This window comes from Algoriphagus aestuariicola (assembly GCF_017254835.1).
GTDB lineage: Bacteria > Bacteroidota > Bacteroidia > Cytophagales > Cyclobacteriaceae > Algoriphagus > Algoriphagus aestuariicola.
In genome coordinates this window covers 1349301-1367702 of sequence record NZ_JAFKCW010000001.1, presented here as the reverse complement: position 1 = coordinate 1367702, position 18402 = coordinate 1349301, and the positions used below count along the sequence as shown (strand labels likewise).

Here is an 18402-nt window from a genome sequence, read left to right as displayed (position 1 = left end):
CCCCATTCCAATCCGAGGGCTAAGTTGGTTTGATTGCATTCAAATAAAGGGCTGGCAAAAACACCGTTGCCCGGGGCTTTTAGCCAAGCCTTGTTTTTCCAGATTCATGCCATGAAAAATGGCCATTCCGGCAGAAATTGAGGTCTTATTCCTAAACTGACTTGTATTTGCGAACAATTTTGTTCGGCTGCGCACAATCTCACTTTGAGCGATAGCGGATAAATGATTTTGCCGAGTGGATCAAAACAGCTGAATTTGCTATAGGTAGCTTTACAGCATCGGCTGGGATCAGCATTCCTTTTCAGTTGAAAACGGCTATATTGAAGCATAACCCATTTTGACCGCCATGCTGACTTTTATCTCTTTCCCTTTCTTTTTTATGTGGGCTTTTGCCGCAAACCCATCATTTGAAGCTCAAGAAATCGACGCAGACATCTCCATCGGCTATGGGCTCGCCATAGGCGACGTGGACGGAGACGGAAAGGACGACATCCTGCTCGCGGACAAGAAACAAATCGTCTGGTATCGAAACGGCGATTGGAAAAAACACCTGATTGTCGAAAACCTTACGATATCGGACAATGTATGCATCGCTGCGAGGGATCTCGATGGGGACGGCAAAGTCGAAATCGCCGTCGGCGCCCAATGGAACCCTGGAGAGACTTCTGACACCAGCAAGTCCGGTGCTGTTTTCTACCTTATCCGACCGGTCGATCCTACTCAAAAATGGATCCCAAAGCAACTTCACCACGAGCCTACTACACACCGCATGCGATGGGTGAAAAACGATAAATCATCCCATCTTATCGTCGTACCTCTCCACGGCCGCGGTAATGCCAACGGAGCGGGCGCCGAAGTGAAAGTCATCGCCTACGAGTACCCCAAAAATCCAGCAGCCGAATGGACCTACACCCTCATCGACGAATCCATGCACCTAACCCACAATCTGGACGTAGTTGGAGATGGCAAGGGTGAATTCATCCTATTAGGCGGAAAAGAAGGAGTGAGGAAAATAGAATACGCTGGCGGAATTTGGCAGCAGGAGCAAGTCTATTTGCCAGAAAACATGGGAGTTGGCGAGCTACGCCTTGGCAAAAGCCGTGGAGAAATGCATTTTTTGGCAACCATCGAACCCATGCATGGTACTACATTGGCAGTTTATGAATCTTTGGATCAAAAACTCCAATCCCGCGGTCCGAAGCGGATCATCCTTCACTCCCAACTCAAGGATGGGCATTCCCTTGCGGTAGCAGATTTCCTCGGACTTGGTTTTGATCAGATTGTCGTCGGTTGGAGACTACCCAATGAGTCCGGAGAGTTGGGAGTGAAACTTTTTGTGCCAAAGGATGGGTCATTTTCGGTGTTTGAGGAGTTTTGGATAGACAAAGGCGGCATAGCCTGCGAAGATCTCCAGGCCGCTGACCTCAATGGAGACGGCAAGCTAGAGCTCATTGCATCCGGCCGAGCTACCAAAAACATCAAGGTGTACTGGAACAAAAACTAATCGAAACACCCAATTGATTTATTTCGGACGAAAAGTGTACGCTCCCGAACGCCCATCGTTTTGGCTTGAAATCGCTCCGCAAATTTTCTGGCAATTTTCAAGATTAAATTTTCTTAACAAGCCAAACTTGGCGCAACCTAGGATTGCGGCAAATTCTTCGAAAAGTGTCCGCTATCAGAGCAATCGAACGGCACAATGACCGAGTATTATACAGGTTTCGTTAAAATCAAATGAACTTTTCAGAATGAAATTCCGCAGACTTTTCAAAAAGTTAAAAAATATCACGTAGCCCGAAATTCTTTCCCTTCCTCATTTTTCGATTGGTACGGGCTTCGCAATGAGACAAGCATAACTCTAAACCAACAAACGATTATGAAATCCCTATTCACGGTAGCACTAGCAAGCGCATTGTCTTTTGGCGCATTCTCAGCTCAAGCAAGCGACGACTTAAAAGAACTTTCCGCTGTCAACACCAGCTACAAAAAAGTAAACGTCATGCTGAAAGAGGGCGTTGGCGCAGCAAAAATCTCCGTACTCACTCCAGAAGGCAAGCTGCTCAGCAGCCGAAAAGTAAACGTGCAGGATGAAAATCTGGTCGTTCCTTACAACCTGACCAACCTGCCGGCCGGAGAGTATCAGGTAAGGATCGTCACCAATGAAGAGGAGATTCGCTACACCGTAGAGACTATGGATCAACCGATTCCAGCTTCAGAATTGCCGCTGATGGCCTACGGGAAAAGTCTCGATGACAACACCGTGAGACTGGCGGTGGTAGGCCTATTGGAGCCAGGTGTCCAGGTAGAAATCTTCGCTTCTGAAACAGGAAAATTGATCCACGAAGAGCAGATCGACCAGCCAGAAGGATTTACCAAAAACTTTTCCTTCGCTGGAGTGCAGTCAGACGAAGTTTACATGAAAGTGACAGATGTCAAAGGAAGAACAAAGACGCTGTTTTTCTAATCCCCAAAACTAAACCAACACTCATCAAGCCCTGCTCCTCGGATCAGGGCTTTTTTGTTGCTAGACGGTCTTGATTCGTGCTGGATCCAATTTCCTCCTCCTATTCACCAGCCAAAAAGCCACCAGAATATTCGGAACCCAGCACAGCCAAGCCACAATCTGGTAGGCGGGCAAAAATTCTCCCCCATGCAATGCAATCAGAATCGGGAGCCAGATTCTAAGCGTCACCGCTGCAAAAGCAGCTGCGTAGCTAAAAATCATCCAGTCTTCGTGGGCTCCGTAATCGTGCCTTTTGGCGGTAAGCCAGCCCATCATCGTCGTGCAAAACCAAATGACTCCCAAGCTCACAAAGCCCAAAAGTGTTGCCATCCCGCCGGTCGCAAACAGGCCAAGATAGATACCGGCCAGACTGCTGAAGAAGACGGCAGTTACATAAGCCATCCCAATTCGTTTGTGAAGCTTTCGCCTCCTGTCCCGCAGACCTTTGTCAAATTGAACCCAGCCAATCAGCAAGGCCACGCCTCCACACAGGATGTGCATATAGAAGGCGATGTTCCATATGGGATCGAGCAGCAGCGCCTCCGGTTTGGATTGGAGTAGCCCAATCACACGATCTGCCCTAAAGTAAATGGCAGGATAAATCCCTATAAAAATGGCAGATATGGCAAAAATCCACCATGCAATTTTTTTTGTGGCTGCGCTCACAGAAAATCGGTTTTTGTGATAAAATGAACGAGAGTGAAATTTAAGCTTTTCCCACGATCTAATCCCGCAACTAGCCTGGATTGAATCTGTACGACGAGTGGAAAAAATCAGTCTAAACCGAAAAAAAGCTTATTTCATCGAGCGATGTTCTCTCCGCTGCAAAAAGGAAATGCCCGGACCAGAAGCTGTCCGGGCATTAATAATTCACTTTTAATAAAAATACCTACTCGTCCTTCAAACTGTCTACCGGGTTGGCCAGCGCTGCTCGGATGGCCTTGGATCCGACGGTTAGCAAGGTCAGTACCAAGGAAGCCAGCATCACCAGCACGAAGAGTCCGATAGAAATCTGCGTCTGGTAGGCAAAAGTTGCCAACCACTCTTTCATCATGTAATAGGCAAGAGGAATGGCAAAGCCAAAAGCCAGCAGCACCATGATCAAAAACTCGCGGGAAAGCATAAACGTGATCTGGGAAACAGAGGCCCCCAAGACCTTCCTGATGCCAATTTCCTTTATCTTCTGGCCTATCATGAAAGAGACCAGCCCGTAAAGACCAATACAGGAAATCAGGATAGCCAAGCCTGCAAAGATTTTATAAACCAAGGCCAGCTTCTGTTCAGACTCGTAAAATTCCGCGATGGATTCGTCGAGAAACTGGGCGGTAAAGATCTGTTCTGGATAATGCGTTTCGAAGGTCTCCTGGATAGCACCGAGGGTAGATTTGTTGGCTGACCGATCCAGCTTCACAGCTACCTGTCGGTAAATAGGTTTGGCGCTAAAGATCAGCAACTGCTTCATCTCCTCACGCAGGGAATTTACCGCAAAATCCTTGACCACGCCACTGATCGGCACCCAATTACCTCTCCCTCCTACTCGGATTAGTTTGCCCACAGCCTCTTCGGGACTGGAAATCAGCAGTTTTTTTGCCATCGTCTCATTGATCACCATAGACCTTAGCGTATCGCTGGCCGGATAGCCAGTACCCGCGACAAATTCCATCTCATAGAGATCAAAATAATCCTCGTCGGCGATCTTCAGAAAAGCCGGAAACGGGATGTCTTCGGTGTTTTGGTCAAAGTAAAAATTTGTCGCTGAGTTGTTGTCTGAGGAGGGGGTATCGGACGCCCTTGTCGCAGCAATCACTCCAGGGATGCGCAGCAGTTCCTGCTTGAAGGTTTCCATGCGGTTGGTCTCCCTGGTATCGGACGGCACATCCATGTAGTAGATCGCTTCTTTGTTAAATCCCAAGTCAGTCTCCTGTACCAAATTCATTTGTCGAACAGCGATCAGCGTGCCGATCATCAGGATCTGCGCTATCGCAAATTGCAAAACCACTAGCCCTCTGCGGATTGGAACTCCCCCGATTTCAGCGCCTTGAAACTTATTTTTCAACGCTTGGATAGGACGAAATCTGGAGACCACCAGCGCTGGATAAAAACCGGAAAGCAGGGTAAGTCCGATCACCAAGGCCAACACGAAGCCGATGATCGACGGTTGAAAAAAGCTCACTGCTGCAGGTACGTTTGCAATCTTGTCGAGATAAGGCAAAAGCAGGTTGGCCAGCAGCAAAGCGAGTGCGGAGGAAATGATCACCGACAGGAAGGTCTCCCCAAGGGACTGGAATACGATCTGCCACTTGGAGCTACCCATGACCTTCCGAACTCCAATTTCCTTGCTTTTGCCGATTGCCTGGGATGTGGTGAGGTTCACAAAATTGATCGAGGCCATCACCAGGATGAAAATCCCAACTAGAATCAGCGTCTGGATAGTCGACTTACGAACCAGCCTGCCACTCAGCGGCTCGAGATCCGAACCAAAGTGGATGTCGCCCAGGGGCTGCATCAGATGCGATTTGACGCTGTTGCCTCTTCCCTCGAAGTGCTTTTTCGAAAAGGCATTCAGCTGCTCCTGGGCCGAAACCATATCCGTATTGGGATTGGTCAGCACATATACCTGAAAATTGCTGCTGGTGCTTCCCCACTCGCTGAGATCAAAGTCAAACTCCTCTTGATGGGATCGAACCGTCTCATAGGCAATCATCATGTTAAAGTCAAAGTTGCTGTTGTCCGGAGTATTTTCCACCACTGCACCCACTTCCAACTTGACACCATTAGTCAGTTCCATGCTTTTTCCCAAAGCATTTTCCCAGCTGCCAAAAAACCTATCTCCCTCAGCCCTGGTCAGCACGACCTTTCCGGGTTCGTCCAAAATTGCAGCACTTCCGCTTAAAAACTCCAAATCAAAAAGGTTAGGGTATTCCGAGTTGGAGTAGAAAAGGTGTTCTGTTTTGTATTTCTCCAGGCTTTCGCTTTCTCCGTTTTCGTGCACATTGATTTGCACTTCTGAGTTGACGATCACCGGCACCACTTTGTCAAAAGCCAGCTTTTCGCTCATCAAAGCGTCGGGAAAAGGATTGGCAACTCCCGGTGTGAATTCAAGTCCATCTTCGATCTTGTCCTGGGTATAGATTCGGTAGACGAGGTCATAGTTGGATTGAAACTTGTCGTAGCTCAGCTCATAGGCTACGATGACAAAAAGCAAAAGCGCCGCTGTGATGCCGACAGTTAGTCCAAAAATATTGATGATGCCTACCGATTTGCGTCGGACTAGGCCTCTCCAGGCAATTTTAAAGTAGTTTTTCAACATGGCAATGGATCTGGGATTTAGGGAGACTTGAATCTTAAAAAATATGCCAATGAAATAGCCTTAGAACACGCGTCAAAAGGCCCTTACTTCCCATTACCCAAAAAACAAACGGACACTTTCGTCCGCCAGTGGGCAAAATCAGGGTAGCTGGCGCCAATGGTACTGCCACTATTCAATCTCCACTTGGAATCGGTGGCAATGTCAATTACTTAAGGACGCTTTTTGTAACTTAGTGGCAACTGAACCAACAAACCCAAATAACGATGAGCTGGAAATATTTGGCACTTGTCCTGTTTTTTGTTTTCTCCGCATCGACGTTCTCGCGGGCCCAGCGGATTTCCGGTTCTTCTACTTTTCGGATCGAGGATGATCTGGAAGAAAGAATTTTCGCCATCGACCAACTGGAATTTTTCGAAGACACCAGTAATCTTTTGGATTTTCAGGACATCGCCCTCCAGCGATTTCAGGATAACTTCAGGATACGTCCCGACTTTGACAAGAGCAACTTTGACATCAACCATAGCTATTGGGTAAAGCTTTCCATAGAAAACAACCCCAACAGCTCCAAGAAATGGCTGATCGAATTCTATGACCAAAGCATAGACCTGCTCACGGCCTTTGTGCCAGAGAAAACGGGGGGATATCGCACCATCCCGCTCGGGGACGCTCTTCCCTTCGACAATAGATCTTTCAAACACAAAAACTTTGAACTGGTCATCGCCAACGAAACGGATGGGATTTCCAACTACTATTTCAAAATCCAGTCTTCCCAAAAAGCGGACATCCGCATCGCCGTCCGCTCGGTCAACCGCTTCGTGTACTACGCGCTAAACGAGTATTTTGCCTATGGCATCTTCTATGGCATGATCCTGATCATCGGGCTGTACAACCTGCTGATCTACTCCGCTATCCGTGAGGTCAAATACCTCTTTTATACCTTCTACCTCACCAGCGTCGGCATATACGCCATGTGCGTGGACGGAATCGCCTTTCAGTACCTTTGGCCCGGAAGTCCTGGGCTAAACCAGTTTGCCAACGGGATCTTCAGCTATTCCATCGTCCTCTGGGCCATCCTCTTTTCCATCAAGTTTCTAAATACCAAAAACCGATCCTACACGATCCATGTGATCCTGCAGGTAATTTTGGTCTTGAAAACGGCCCTTTTTCTAGGTGGTTTTCTGGTGGACCAAAAGCTCTTTGAAATCAGGTTTTACGATGTGATCCCCTTCTTTTTCATCTTTGCCGCCAGCATCCATATCTGGACCAAAGGCTATAAAGTCGCCCGTTTTTTTGTGGTCGCCTACGGGGTTCTGTTTATTGGGGTGACCATCAAGACCTTGGTCAACGCAGCGATCATTCCCCATCAGACCCTGCTCTACTACAGCCTCCACATCGCTTTCCTTTTGGAGATGCTCTTGTTGACATTCGCCTTGGCAGATCGGGTGAGAATACTTAAAGACAACCGCGACCGGGCGATGAAGCGTACGATCCGACAGATCGAAACCAATGCAGAACTCAAAGAGAAAGTCAATCGCGAGCTCGAGCAAAAGGTCAAAGAACGGACCAGCGAACTGGAACAGAAAAACCGTCTTCTCGAAGAGTTTGCCCGACAGGTAAGCGAAAAAGACGAGGAGATCAAGCGGATCAATTCACTCCTCGACCGCGACAACTACAAGCTGAAAAGCAGCATACGGGAATCTTTCCAAGCCAGGCTGAGCAACAAGCTTCTGACTTTCGAAGAGTTTAGAAAAATCTTCCCAGACCAGTCAGCCTGCCTCCGCTATCTGGAGGAAGTGAAGTGGGGCCGAGGCTTTGAATGTCGTCAATGCGGCAACGCCAAATGCTCCAAGGGGCCCAAACTCTTCACCAGACGTTGCAGCCGCTGCGGCCATATCGACTCGGTCACGGCTGGCACAATATTTCACGGGGTCAGGTTCCCCTTAGAAAAAGCATTCTACATCGCCTACAACTCGATTACGAAGCACGAAAAACAGACCCTGGACCAGATGGCAACGCTGCTGGACCTCAGAAAAAATACCATTTGGGCATTCCGCAAGAAAGTCTTGGCCAGTTTGAAAGAGGAAGAAATCTCACATCCAAACTGGAACGATCTCCTTGCGCTCCACGAAATCTCCAGCAATTAAACACTCAGGCCCGTACTTCGAAACGTCGAAATAAGCTGACTTTGGAGTCTTTTTTTGCACTTAGTATCCACGCGGGACAAAAGCTCCCCGAATCCCATTCTATTACAATCCAGCGTGATTTTGGCTGCAACTGAATAGGGAAATTTCCGGAGAAAAACTGCTGCGAAACCAAGATTTTTGTTGCAGAAAGCGCATCAACTCATACCGGACTCTCCGCTCTTCTCTAGCTTTCGAAAATAGTTTTCGGAAACGCCGGCGACTACCACAACTCTTTTAGTCATAACCCAAAATCCCTTTCGTATGAAGATGCCTTTACCCTTGAGTAAGGAGGCATGGACGGCGGAGATTAGTTCTCTGGCCAGACTATCCATGATGACGGCCCTGTTGTTTTTGGCCGTTTCACTTACGGCATTTGCCCAATCCGTGCAAGTCAGCGGAAAAATCCTGGACTCGACCGGTTTCGGTCTTCCAGGAGTCACAGTCCTTGAAAAAGGGACTAACACCGGCACCGTCAGCGATGTGGACGGTAACTACACGATCAACGTCAGCTCGACACAAGCCACATTGGTCTTTTCATTCGTCGGCTACGAGACGCAGGAGATCCTCGTCGGCAATCAAACCACCATTGACTTAACCCTACAAGAGGCTATAGGCGCACTGGATGAGGTATTGGTCATCGGTTACGGTAGTCAAAAGGAAAAAGACTTGACGTCCGCAATAGTAACGGTCAAACCGGAAGACATCACCAAAACCCCAGCAACAAACGCCATGCAATCCCTACAAGGCCGAGTGGCCGGGGTCCAGATCGTCAGCAATGGAGCTCCCGGCGCTTCCCCTACAGTCCGCGTTCGCGGGGTGGGATCTTTTGAAGGCAATGCAGCTCCACTCTATGTCGTGGACGGGATGTTTTTTGATAACATCGACTTCCTCAACCCCAACGACATCGAAAACATCTCCGTGCTGAAAGATGCATCCGCATCAGCGATCTATGGAGTTCGGGCTTCCAACGGGGTAATCTTGGTCACGACCAAATCCGGCTCCTATGAGCAGGCTCCGGAGATTGTGTACGATGGCTACTTTGGCGTGCAAGTGCCCCAAAACGTGCTGAAGATGGCAAACACGCAGCAGTTCGCCCAATATATCCGAGAGACTGGATCAGCTCCTGACATTGCCTTTTTGGAAAATGCCATCCAGCGCTACGGCCGAAGCCGTGTCGACCCCAGCCTCCCAGACGTGAATACGGACTGGTACTCGGAGATCATGAGTCCAGCATCCATTCAAAACCACAGCCTGACATTCAATGGGGGGTCTGCCAAGACGCGATATTCTATCGGCGGAAGCTACTTTTCCCAAGACGGCTTGCAGAATGAGATCCGTAACGAATACAAGCGGATCAACCTCCGCGCGAAAGTGGACACGGACGTCAAGGATTGGTTGACCGTGGGAGGAAACTTCAACTTTGCCGTCGCAAGACAATATGTTGGAGAAGATGCAGCATGGTTTAGAGCCTATTTTGCAGTGCCTACCATACCGGTTTATGATCCACTTAATACCGCCGCCACGCCGGAGATGCTCTCCAACGCCCAGCAAGTCGGGTATAGAGGAAGCCAAAACCCATTTTATCCCCTACTCTACACAGACAACCGAAATAACGTCGCCAAGGTGACAGGAAATCTCTATGCGGATCTGAACATCATTCCCGACCGCCTGGACTTCAGGACTTCCTACAATTACAGCCTTGCCTTGGTTAATGCGAGGAACGTAAACTTCGCTTACAACGACGGAGTCACCGAATCCCAATCTGCCCTTAGAAGGCAAAACGAAACGGGATTCAACCAGATCATCGATAACTACTTCACCTACAACAACATTTGGGGGGACCACATGCTGACCGTGACGGCAGGGCAGTCTTTCCGAAGCGAATACGCTGAGGTGCTGTTTGCCCGCGGCACGGGACTAAGCCCCAGTCCTACCTGGGAAAACGAGGAGTTCTGGTACCTATCCAATGCACAAAACCTTGACTTGGACGGAATAGGTGACGCCAATGGCAACACCATCAATTCCCAGCTCAACTACCTCTCCTTCTTCGGGCGCGTCGCTTACAACTATGACGAGCGATACCTTCTTTACGGGACTTACCGAAGAGATGGCAACAACAAATTCCAGCAGAAATGGGGCGACTTCTTCACCATTGGTGCTGGTTGGGTGATTACTGAAGAGGAGTTTTTTGGCATGGAATCCATCAACTTCCTGAAGCTGAGAGCTTCTTGGGGCCAGCTAGGAAATGACGGTATCCGTCCTTCAATCGGCGCGCCGACGCTCCAGGAGACAAACACCGCTCTTGGAGATGTACGCTACAACGGAAGAAGGCTCAATCCGACCTTTGACTTGATCGATCGCTGGGAAACAACCGTGGAGAAAAACTTTGGCCTAAATGCCAAGCTCTTGGAAAACAGGCTTTCGATTGACGCAGACTACTTCATCCGCGACACCAAAAACCTGGCCGTGAGCATCATTCCGCCGGTATTCCGCTCTACCGAAAGAAGGAGCGTTGGAGAAATCAGAAACCAAGGCTTTGAGCTAAACCTATCCTGGGCTGATGACATCAACGACGACTTCTCCTATTTCATCGGGGCAAACTTCGCCACCCTGAAAAACACCGTGCAAAGCCTCGGCGGTCCCACAAGTCTGGATGCGGGCTCGGCAGAATTTAGACAGCGCTCCATCATAGGAGAACCGTACCAGGCCTTCTTTGGGTATGAGACCCTCGGTGTTTTCCAAAACGAGGCCATGATCGAAAACAGCGGCTACACCCAGGAATTTATCGAAACGAACAACCTGGTACCAGGCGACCTGATATTCAAGGATCAAAACGGTGACGGTTTGGTCAACGACCAGGACAGAGTGGTGTTGGGTTCTTTCCTGCCTAAGCTAACCTACGGTGCCAATCTGGGATTCTCTTGGAAAGACCTGGAGTTTTCAACCCTCATCCAAGGACAAAACGGCCACAAGATTCTCAACAGAAAGCGCGGAGAAATCATCTTTACCAACGATACCAACATCGATGCAGACTTAGCTACCAATCTCTGGAGAGGGGAAGGCACATCTGACAAGTATCCTTCGGCAGCTGGGCTCAGAAAGGGCTGGAACCAAAACTTCAGCAATTACTTTGTCGAAGACGGTTCCTATTTCCGAATCCAAAACGTTCAGCTGGCCTATACCATCCGGGATATCTTCGGAGGCAAAGTTCCAGCTACCAGGCTGACTTTCACCGCTGAACGTCCGCTGACCGTCTTCAACTACAACGGCTTCAATCCAGAAGTGGCTAACGGCATCGATCGGCAGACCTATCCTATCCCGGCTGTCTACACCTTCGGCCTGAACGTCAAGTTTTAATCCCAAAACAACCGAGAACTCATGAGATTATTCAATAAACTATCGATACTGGCACTGTCTTCGGCATTTTTCCTGCCGATGGCCTGCACCGGACTCTTGGACGATCCATTGGAAAACGTCCAGAAAGTAGAAGAGACGGATTATACCCAGACCGAAAACATGATGCTGCTGGTCTATGGGGCCTACGCTCAGCTTAATGACCTGCAGTGGGAAAGCTTTCCTACCATCGCATTGAGGGGAGACGATGTCAATCCCGCGGGAGATCAGCAGCCCCTTATCCAAACCGACCTTTTCGTCTACGATCGCAATTTCTGGCTTTATAATTCGACCTGGCTCAATCTCTACTCCGACATCATCTACTGGCATGGAGCGATGGAGGAGCTGATGAAGTACCAAGAAGCTGGCGCCAGCGCTGCTCTGACTAATCAGTACATCGCCGAGATGAAAGTGATGAGAGCTTTTGAACTACTTCAGCTCGCAAGGCTGTGGAGTGACATTCTGATCCCCACCAACTCACAGCCCAGAGATCTGTACAACGTCGAGCTTTCCAGCTTTAATGAAGTCATGGAACATATCTCGGCCCAGATGGACGAGGCCATTCCAAACCTGGCTGCGGTTCGTCCCAATCAACGAACCGACGTGCCTGGAGGGATCACCCGGTTTACCGCGTTGGCTGTGAAAGCCATGGCAAATCTTGAAATCGGAAACTACCAAGCTGCCGCCGATGCCACCGGAGAGATTATTGCGGAAGGGAACTTTACCCTGCAAGACGACTACTATCAGCTGTTCAAAATCCCGGGCAAGCTCAGCAGCGAAAGCCTGATGGAGCTCCAGTACTCCGACTACGGCACTGCAACCGGCACGGTGAACAGATACCTTTGGGACTTCTTTGGCCCGGCCAGCTGGACACCTAGCGTAGCGGGTGCAGGAGGAGGATGGGGATTCTGGGAGCCATCCGCAACCTACGTCAAATTCATGTTGGACCGCGGAGAGCGTGAAAGATTGGAAGCTACAGTACTCTTTACCCCAGACGGCATAGCTCAGATCAAATCCGATCCAGCTTATGCAAACCTACCTTCCTGGATTACCAACGTGTCCAAAGACGGGGATGTGTTTAACAACCACCCGAGGTACAAATTCCTGAGCGGGAAATTCTATCTCCCCTCCACCCAGCTGACTCCGGGAAGATTTAGCTACGGAGAAAACAAAAACTTCTCCGTCATCCGATACTCGGAAGTGCTCCTGATGCACGCAGAAGCGCTGACCAGTGGAGCCAACAGCTCCGTGATGAGTGCAGATGAGGCGGTCAATGCGGTGAGGAGTCGAGTGGGTATGGACGCGCTATCGGGCGTGACTTTGGACGATGTGTTGGATGAAAAATTTGCCGAATTCGCCACTGAGTGGGGTATTCGATTCTTCGACTTAGTCCGTCATGGAAAAATCGCCCCTTTAAGCTATGAAGGAAGAACCTACACCGAGGCGGATCGCTTCCTGCCGTATCCGCTGGAGCAAGTGGACATCCTGCCACAGTTGAAGGAAGTTTCTAAACCATGATTTTCTCTAACAGTCAAACCCAAAAGCAATGAAATCGCACATGATGAAGAATTTCACACTTGGCGAAAGCAATCAGCCCTGCGCGATTCGAATTGCCCTTAATAAAAATTACAAACAGATGAAACGCAACTCACATTTTCTACTTGCAGCCCTGGTGCTTCTGAGTTTCGCCTGCAAGGATAACTATATCGACGAAATCACCCCCGTCGCGCCTGGCGCAGACGAGGCCTCTCCTGAGGTGACGGTGACCTTTCCCTCAGAGGGAACCATGATTCGGGTGACGGAGGATGTCACCTCGATCGACATCAAATTTGAAGTAAGGGACGACATCGAGATCGGCTCGATCAAAGTTCAGATGGACGGTACGGAGATAGGATCTTATGACGAATTTAAAGATTACCGCCGAGCGGTGGTCTCCCTGCCCTACGACCAGCTGGACAACGGAGCGCATATCCTCACCGTCAGCGCTACGGATCTGTCGGGAAAAACCTCGGAGGAGACGGTCAACTTCGAAAAAGCCGAACCTTACCAGCCTAAATACGACGGAGAGATTTTCTATGCTCCTTTTGATGGAGAAAATCTGGAACTAGTCACCCTGACCGAGGCCGAAGTCGTCGGCTCGCCTGGATTTACCCAAGACCGAGTGGGCGGAACCAACGCCTACTCCGGCGCAACGGGGGCATATCTGACTTTCCCGACCGCAGGACTGCTCAGCGAAGAATTCAGTGCCGTGTTTTGGTACAAGATCAATGTAAGCGCCACTCGTGCCGGCATCCTGGTAATTGGCCCACCGGATACCGCAGCCCCATCCGCACCTAACAACCGCACCTCTGGTTTTAGGCTATTCCGCGAAGGGTCTGCGACCAATCAGACATTCAAGCTGAACGTCGGCAACGGCACAGCGGATTCCTGGTTTGATGGCGGAGCGGCCGCCTCAATCAATCCTAGTGTTGACGGAGACTGGATCCACATCGCTTTCACAATCTCCGGTAGCGAGGCAGTCGTGTACATCAATGGTGAGGTGGTCAAAGAAGGATCGTTCTCCGGTGTGGACTGGGAAGGCTGCGACATTCTCTCGGTGATGTCCGGAGCACCTCGTTTCACAGGTTGGGACCACGTCTCAGATCCGGGCTTCATGGATGAGCTGAGGATATTCAACAAAGCCTTAACTGAGCAAGAAATTCAAGCTATCATTTTTGCAGAAAATCCTTAATCACCTCATTAGCCGGAGTTGCCGGTTTTGGCTTTCCTCGTGAAAACCATTGCCGACAGCTTCGGCTCCATGACTTTCCCATAATGAAACTATTACTTTTTTGTTTGGGACTTTTGTTCCTCTTTACCGCTTGTAGGGAGGACGAAAACCCAGAACTATTGCTTCTGGAAGCCTCTGTAGGCAATCTGGAAATCCCTTTGGACGGAACTGTTCTCGAACAAGTCCCTCTAGACCGGACCATCAGTCTTCGTTTTTCCGAAAATCTCGACCCAGCCACCGTGGCGGGTTCGATTAGACTGTCGGCTGAAGGACAGGCTCTCCAAATCAACACCAACTTGGCCTCCGGTCAAACCATAGCCGTGCAGGCACTTGGCGGCCTGCAAAGCGGCCAAATACATCAATTGGAAATACTCAGTTCCCTCAAATCCACCCGCGGAACTGGCTATGTCGGCAAGACACTTTCCTTCTCCACCCAAAGCGGCGCACTGACAGTCGAATCCGTGACCTTTTCAGGAGGCGAAACCCTTCCCAACGGAAGAATTCAAAACGTCAACTTGGCCTTTGAGGCCCAACTGAATTTCAATTTCCCACTTGATCCGAACAACCTACAAAGTGCCGTCAAACTAACCGGACCAGATAGCCCCGTACTCACCTTTGAGTTATTAGAAAACCAAAAAACACTGCGCATCCGGTCATCTACTCCGCTTCTCGACCTTTCCAAGTTTCGTCTGCAGCTTACTGAGGCACTTTCCGGAGCAAATGGAGAGAAGTTTTCAGGTTGGGAGCAGGAGTTCTACACGGCTGTGGATCCCGATCCGAAATTTCCTGTTCTTTCCGACGAAGCCCTTTTGACCAAGGTACAGGAATACACCTTCCGGTATTTCTGGGATTTTGCCCACCCGGCCAGTGGCATGGCTCGGGAGCGAATCACCTCCGGAAATACGGTCACGGCAGGCGGTAGTGGCTTCGGCCTGATGGCCTTGATTGTCGGGGTCGATCGGGGATTTATCACCCGAGCGCAGGCCATAGCCCGATGGACCCAGATCATCGGATTTTTGGAAACGGCTGATCGCTTCCACGGAGCCTGGCCCCACTGGATAAATGGAGAAACTGGCAAAACCATTCCTTTCAGCGCCAAAGACAACGGAGGCGACCTCGTGGAAACGGCACTTTTGGTTCAGGGACTTCTTACCGTTCAAGCATATTTGGACCCATCAGTCGGAGCGGAAAAATCCCTGATCGACAAAATCACTACTTTATGGCAAGAAGTAGAGTGGGATTGGTACACCAAAAACGACAGCGGAGTACTCTATTGGCACTGGTCTCCTGACTTTGGATGGGAAATGAATTTGCCCATCAGCGGCTACAACGAATCGCTGATCGTGTACGTCCTGGCCGCGAGTTCACCCACCCATCCTATCGCAAAATCTACCTATGATCAAGGCTGGGCGAAAAACGGAGGAATCAAAAATGGAAAAAGCTTTTATGGTAAGACGCTACCCCTAGGAGTGGACTATGGAGGCCCTTTGTTCTTTTCCCACTATTCTTTTCTCGGCCTTGATCCTCGCAAGCTCAGAGACCAATACGCCGATTATTGGGAGCAAAATGTCCAGCACTCCCTGATCAATCAAGCCCATGCTGTCGCCAATCCAAAAAGCTTTGTGGGGTATTCGGAAGCTAATTGGGGATTTACCGCCAGTGATAATCAGCAGGGCTACAGCGCCCACTCGCCCAGCAACGACCTGGGAGTTATCACCCCAACGGCTGCCTTATCTTCCTTCCCCTATACGCCGGTAGAATCTCTGTCAGCCCTTCGCTTCTTCTATTATTCCCTGGGTGATCGGATTTGGGGTGAGTATGGCTTTCATGACGCCTACAACCTAACCGATAGCTGGTATGCGGACTCTTATTTGGCCATCGACCAAGGTCCGATAATCCTGATGATCGAAAATCACCGAAGCGCTTTGCTTTGGGAGCTCTTTATGAAAAATACGGAGGTAAAGGCTGGCTTGGATAGGCTAGGCTTTTCCTATCAATAGCCCCACCTTGTTACCCACGCTAACCCCCCCACCAAATGATGAACACAAACCTGAAAAAGCCGCTACTCCCAATCGGAATATTTATACTCCTAATCTGGGCTTGCAGCGCTCCCAAAAAGCAGGAATCCAGTCCCATCGTAGCCAAAGGCTATGACCGACATGTGGAACTCCAATGGCCCAAGCAGAAAGGGATCAGCTCCTACGAAGTTTGGGTCAGCACAGAAAACAACAAGTTTGCCAAACGGGGCACTGTCGCAGACACGATTTACATGGATTTTGTGAATGACTTGGGCAAAAATCTGAATCTCCAATACAAAATCGTCGGAATAGATCCTACCGGAGGCTCTTCCGACTTGGGTGTCGTGCAGGCCACTACCCGTGATTTTAGTGACGAGGAACTCATCAACATGGTGGAATTCTATACTTTCCGCTATTTCTACCAAGGAGCTGAGCCCAATTCCGGCATGGCTCCGGAACGCATCCACATCGATGGAGACTATCCGCAAAATGATCAGCGCGTCGTCACTACAGGAGGGACCGGGTTTGGAATCTTTGGCCTGTTGGCGGGAATAGAAAGAGGCTGGATCACAAGACAGGAAGGGGCCGACCACTTCCAAAAGATGGTCAACTTTTTGGAAAAGGCAGACCGATTCCACGGGGTTTGGCCACATTGGCTGCATGGAGACAGCGGTAAGGTGAAGGCCTTTAGTCCAAATGACAATGGAGGTGACCTGGTAGAGTCGGCCTTTTTGATGCAGGGATTGCTGGCCGTGCGCGAATATTATAAAAATGGCAGTGAACAGGAAAAAGCGATCGTCGCGAAGATCGATCAGCTTTGGAAAGAAATGGAGTGGGATTGGTATACCCAGGGAAAAAACGTCCTCTACTGGCATTGGTCTCCGGACAAGGAGTGGGTCATGAACTTTGCCCTCGAGGGATACAACGAGTGCCTGATCACCTACATCCTTGCGGCTGCATCGCCCACCCATACAATTTCACCGGAAGTGTATCACCAAGGCTGGGCAAGAAGCGGCGGTATCAATACTAACGTGGAAGCTTTTGGCCACAAATTGAGACTTAAGCACAATGGATCTGAAGCGATGGGAGGCCCGCTTTTTTGGGCGCATTATTCCTATTTGGGACTGAATCCCAAAGGCCTGAAAGATCGCTATGCGGACTACTGGGAAGAAAACCGAAACCATACCCTCATCAACCGGGCTTGGTGTGTGGAAAACAAAGAAGGCCACAAGGGATACGGTGAAGACCTTTGGGGTCTGACCGCCAGCTACTCTGTAAAGGGGTACGCAGCCCACCGACCGGGCGAAGACTTGGGCGTCATCTCTCCTACCGCGGCCCTGTCCTCCATGCCTTACACTCCCGAAGAAAGCCTGAAAGTGCTCAAAAATCTCTATTACAATTATGGGGAAAAAGTCTTTGGACGCTATGGATTCTACGATGCGATGAGCCCTGAAGAAAACTATTACCCCCAAAGATACCTGGCAATCGACCAAGGCCCCATCGTGGCAATGATCGAAAATCATCGAACTGAACTGGGCTGGAAGCTTTTCATGGGCGCTCCGGAAATCCAAGCTGGGCTGGAAAAACTGGGATTCGAAAAGTGAGGAGGCTTAAATGCTGAAAATCTCGTCTTCCCACCCTTTTTTGTCTTGAGGATTTCTATTTTAGCCTACATGGCCAAACGAACCCAAGCGAAACTTCTGAAAAAACTCCAGCAACGCTTTGGAAAGCTGTATGCGAGTATGGAACCCTATTACCATCACTTGGATTTTAGACGTTTCGACGATTTCGACGATGATGCTTTTGCCTATTTGATGGAAAAAGTGAAAGGGGTGAACATGCTCGACCTAAATGAAACGGACATCAGCAACGAGAGCATAGCCTTGCTGCCCCGAATGGAATATGTGAAGGAAATTCGGGCTAAAAGCTGCAAAAATCTTGACGACGGCTGTGTCCCTTTTCTCAACCAAATTAAGTCTCTGGAGTTTCTCCATCTGCGATACAGTGGAGTGACGATAGATGGATTGCTTCAGCTCACTGACCAAGCTCAACTCAAGACGCTGATGTTTTCAGAGGATGATCCCGAAAATATCGTCGAAAAGCTGGCACAATTGAGAAAACTTTTACCAGCATGCGAGTTAGTAATCAACGGCCAACCCCTCTTACCCAACTCGCTTTGCTTCAAGTAGCAGTTCCTAGATCACTTTGCTATTACTACATGCCTG

11 protein-coding genes are annotated in these 18402 nt (G+C 49.5%); 9 read left to right on the top strand and 2 right to left on the bottom strand.

Features of this window, described 5'->3' with window-relative positions; translation table 11 throughout:
• The first annotated feature begins 346 nt into the window (after nt 1–346).
• Together J0A67_RS05760 and J0A67_RS05755 are read left to right on the top strand one after the other, a co-directional pair.
• Nucleotides 347–1504, top strand: coding sequence for an FG-GAP repeat protein (locus J0A67_RS05760; protein WP_206568307.1), 1158 nt, complete (start codon nt 347–349; stop codon nt 1502–1504).
• Nucleotides 1505–1876: 372 nt separating this feature from the next.
• Complete coding sequence (locus J0A67_RS05755) at nt 1877–2464, top strand: hypothetical protein (protein ID WP_206568306.1); 588 nt, start codon at nt 1877–1879, stop codon at nt 2462–2464.
• Nucleotides 2465–2524: 60 nt separating this feature from the next.
• On the opposite strand, the gene J0A67_RS05750 is transcribed toward J0A67_RS05755, so the two are convergent.
• Both J0A67_RS05750 and J0A67_RS05745 read right to left on the bottom strand, forming a co-directional pair.
• A complete protein-coding gene (locus J0A67_RS05750) occupies nt 2525–3169 on the bottom strand; it encodes a DUF2306 domain-containing protein (RefSeq protein ID WP_206568305.1) in 645 nt (214 codons plus the stop codon).
• Between the two features lie 223 nt (nt 3170–3392).
• A complete protein-coding gene (locus J0A67_RS05745) occupies nt 3393–5813 on the bottom strand; it encodes an ABC transporter permease (protein WP_206568304.1) in 2421 nt (806 codons plus the stop codon).
• Between the two features lie 263 nt (nt 5814–6076).
• Here J0A67_RS05745 and J0A67_RS05740 point away from each other — a divergent pair, with 263 nt between their 5' ends.
• The 7 genes from J0A67_RS05740 to J0A67_RS05710 all read left to right on the top strand — a co-directional run bounded on the left by J0A67_RS05740 (nt 6077) and on the right by J0A67_RS05710 (nt 18366).
• Nucleotides 6077–7957 carry a 7TM diverse intracellular signaling domain-containing protein gene (locus tag J0A67_RS05740; RefSeq protein WP_206568303.1) on the top strand — a complete coding sequence of 627 codons (1881 nt, stop codon included), beginning with the start codon at nt 6077–6079 and terminating at the stop codon, nt 7955–7957.
• Nucleotides 7958–8257: 300 nt separating this feature from the next.
• Nucleotides 8258–11353: a SusC/RagA family TonB-linked outer membrane protein gene (locus J0A67_RS05735; protein WP_206568302.1), complete on the top strand. Its 3096-nt coding sequence runs from the start codon at nt 8258–8260 to the stop codon at nt 11351–11353.
• Nucleotides 11354–11374: 21 nt separating this feature from the next.
• Entirely contained in the window at nt 11375–12907 is a 1533-nt protein-coding gene (locus tag J0A67_RS05730) for a RagB/SusD family nutrient uptake outer membrane protein (RefSeq protein WP_206568301.1), read from the top strand.
• Nucleotides 12908–13025: 118 nt separating this feature from the next.
• The gene (locus tag J0A67_RS05725) at nt 13026–14120 is read left to right on the top strand and encodes a LamG-like jellyroll fold domain-containing protein (RefSeq protein ID WP_206568300.1); all 1095 of its coding nucleotides are present in this window, start codon (nt 13026–13028) and stop codon (nt 14118–14120) included.
• Nucleotides 14121–14203: 83 nt separating this feature from the next.
• On the top strand, nt 14204–16159 hold the full coding sequence (locus J0A67_RS05720) for a glucoamylase family protein (RefSeq protein WP_206568299.1): 1956 nt from the start codon (nt 14204–14206) through the stop codon (nt 16157–16159).
• Nucleotides 16160–16194: 35 nt separating this feature from the next.
• Nucleotides 16195–17781 carry a glucoamylase family protein gene (locus tag J0A67_RS05715; protein WP_438839585.1) on the top strand — a complete coding sequence of 529 codons (1587 nt, stop codon included), beginning with the start codon at nt 16195–16197 and terminating at the stop codon, nt 17779–17781.
• Nucleotides 17782–17850: 69 nt separating this feature from the next.
• Nucleotides 17851–18366 carry a hypothetical protein gene (locus J0A67_RS05710; RefSeq protein ID WP_206568298.1) on the top strand — a complete coding sequence of 172 codons (516 nt, stop codon included), beginning with the start codon at nt 17851–17853 and terminating at the stop codon, nt 18364–18366.
• Nucleotides 18367–18402 lie beyond the last annotated feature (36 nt).

Coding starts and splice junctions, on each gene's coding strand:
- J0A67_RS05740 (WP_206568303.1), top strand. CDS start 6,077: ATGAGCTGGAAATATTTGGCACTTGTCCTGTTTTTTGTTTTCTCCGCA.
- J0A67_RS05730 (WP_206568301.1), top strand. CDS start 11,375: ATGAGATTATTCAATAAACTATCGATACTGGCACTGTCTTCGGCATTT.
- J0A67_RS05755 (WP_206568306.1), top strand. CDS start 1,877: ATGAAATCCCTATTCACGGTAGCACTAGCAAGCGCATTGTCTTTTGGC.
- J0A67_RS05735 (WP_206568302.1), top strand. CDS start 8,258: ATGAAGATGCCTTTACCCTTGAGTAAGGAGGCATGGACGGCGGAGATT.
- J0A67_RS05710 (WP_206568298.1), top strand. CDS start 17,851: ATGGCCAAACGAACCCAAGCGAAACTTCTGAAAAAACTCCAGCAACGC.
- J0A67_RS05715 (WP_438839585.1), top strand. CDS start 16,195: ATGATGAACACAAACCTGAAAAAGCCGCTACTCCCAATCGGAATATTT.
- J0A67_RS05720 (WP_206568299.1), top strand. CDS start 14,204: ATGAAACTATTACTTTTTTGTTTGGGACTTTTGTTCCTCTTTACCGCT.
- J0A67_RS05745 (WP_206568304.1), bottom strand. CDS start 5,813: ATGTTGAAAAACTACTTTAAAATTGCCTGGAGAGGCCTAGTCCGACGC.
- J0A67_RS05760 (WP_206568307.1), top strand. CDS start 347: ATGCTGACTTTTATCTCTTTCCCTTTCTTTTTTATGTGGGCTTTTGCC.
- J0A67_RS05725 (WP_206568300.1), top strand. CDS start 13,026: ATGAAACGCAACTCACATTTTCTACTTGCAGCCCTGGTGCTTCTGAGT.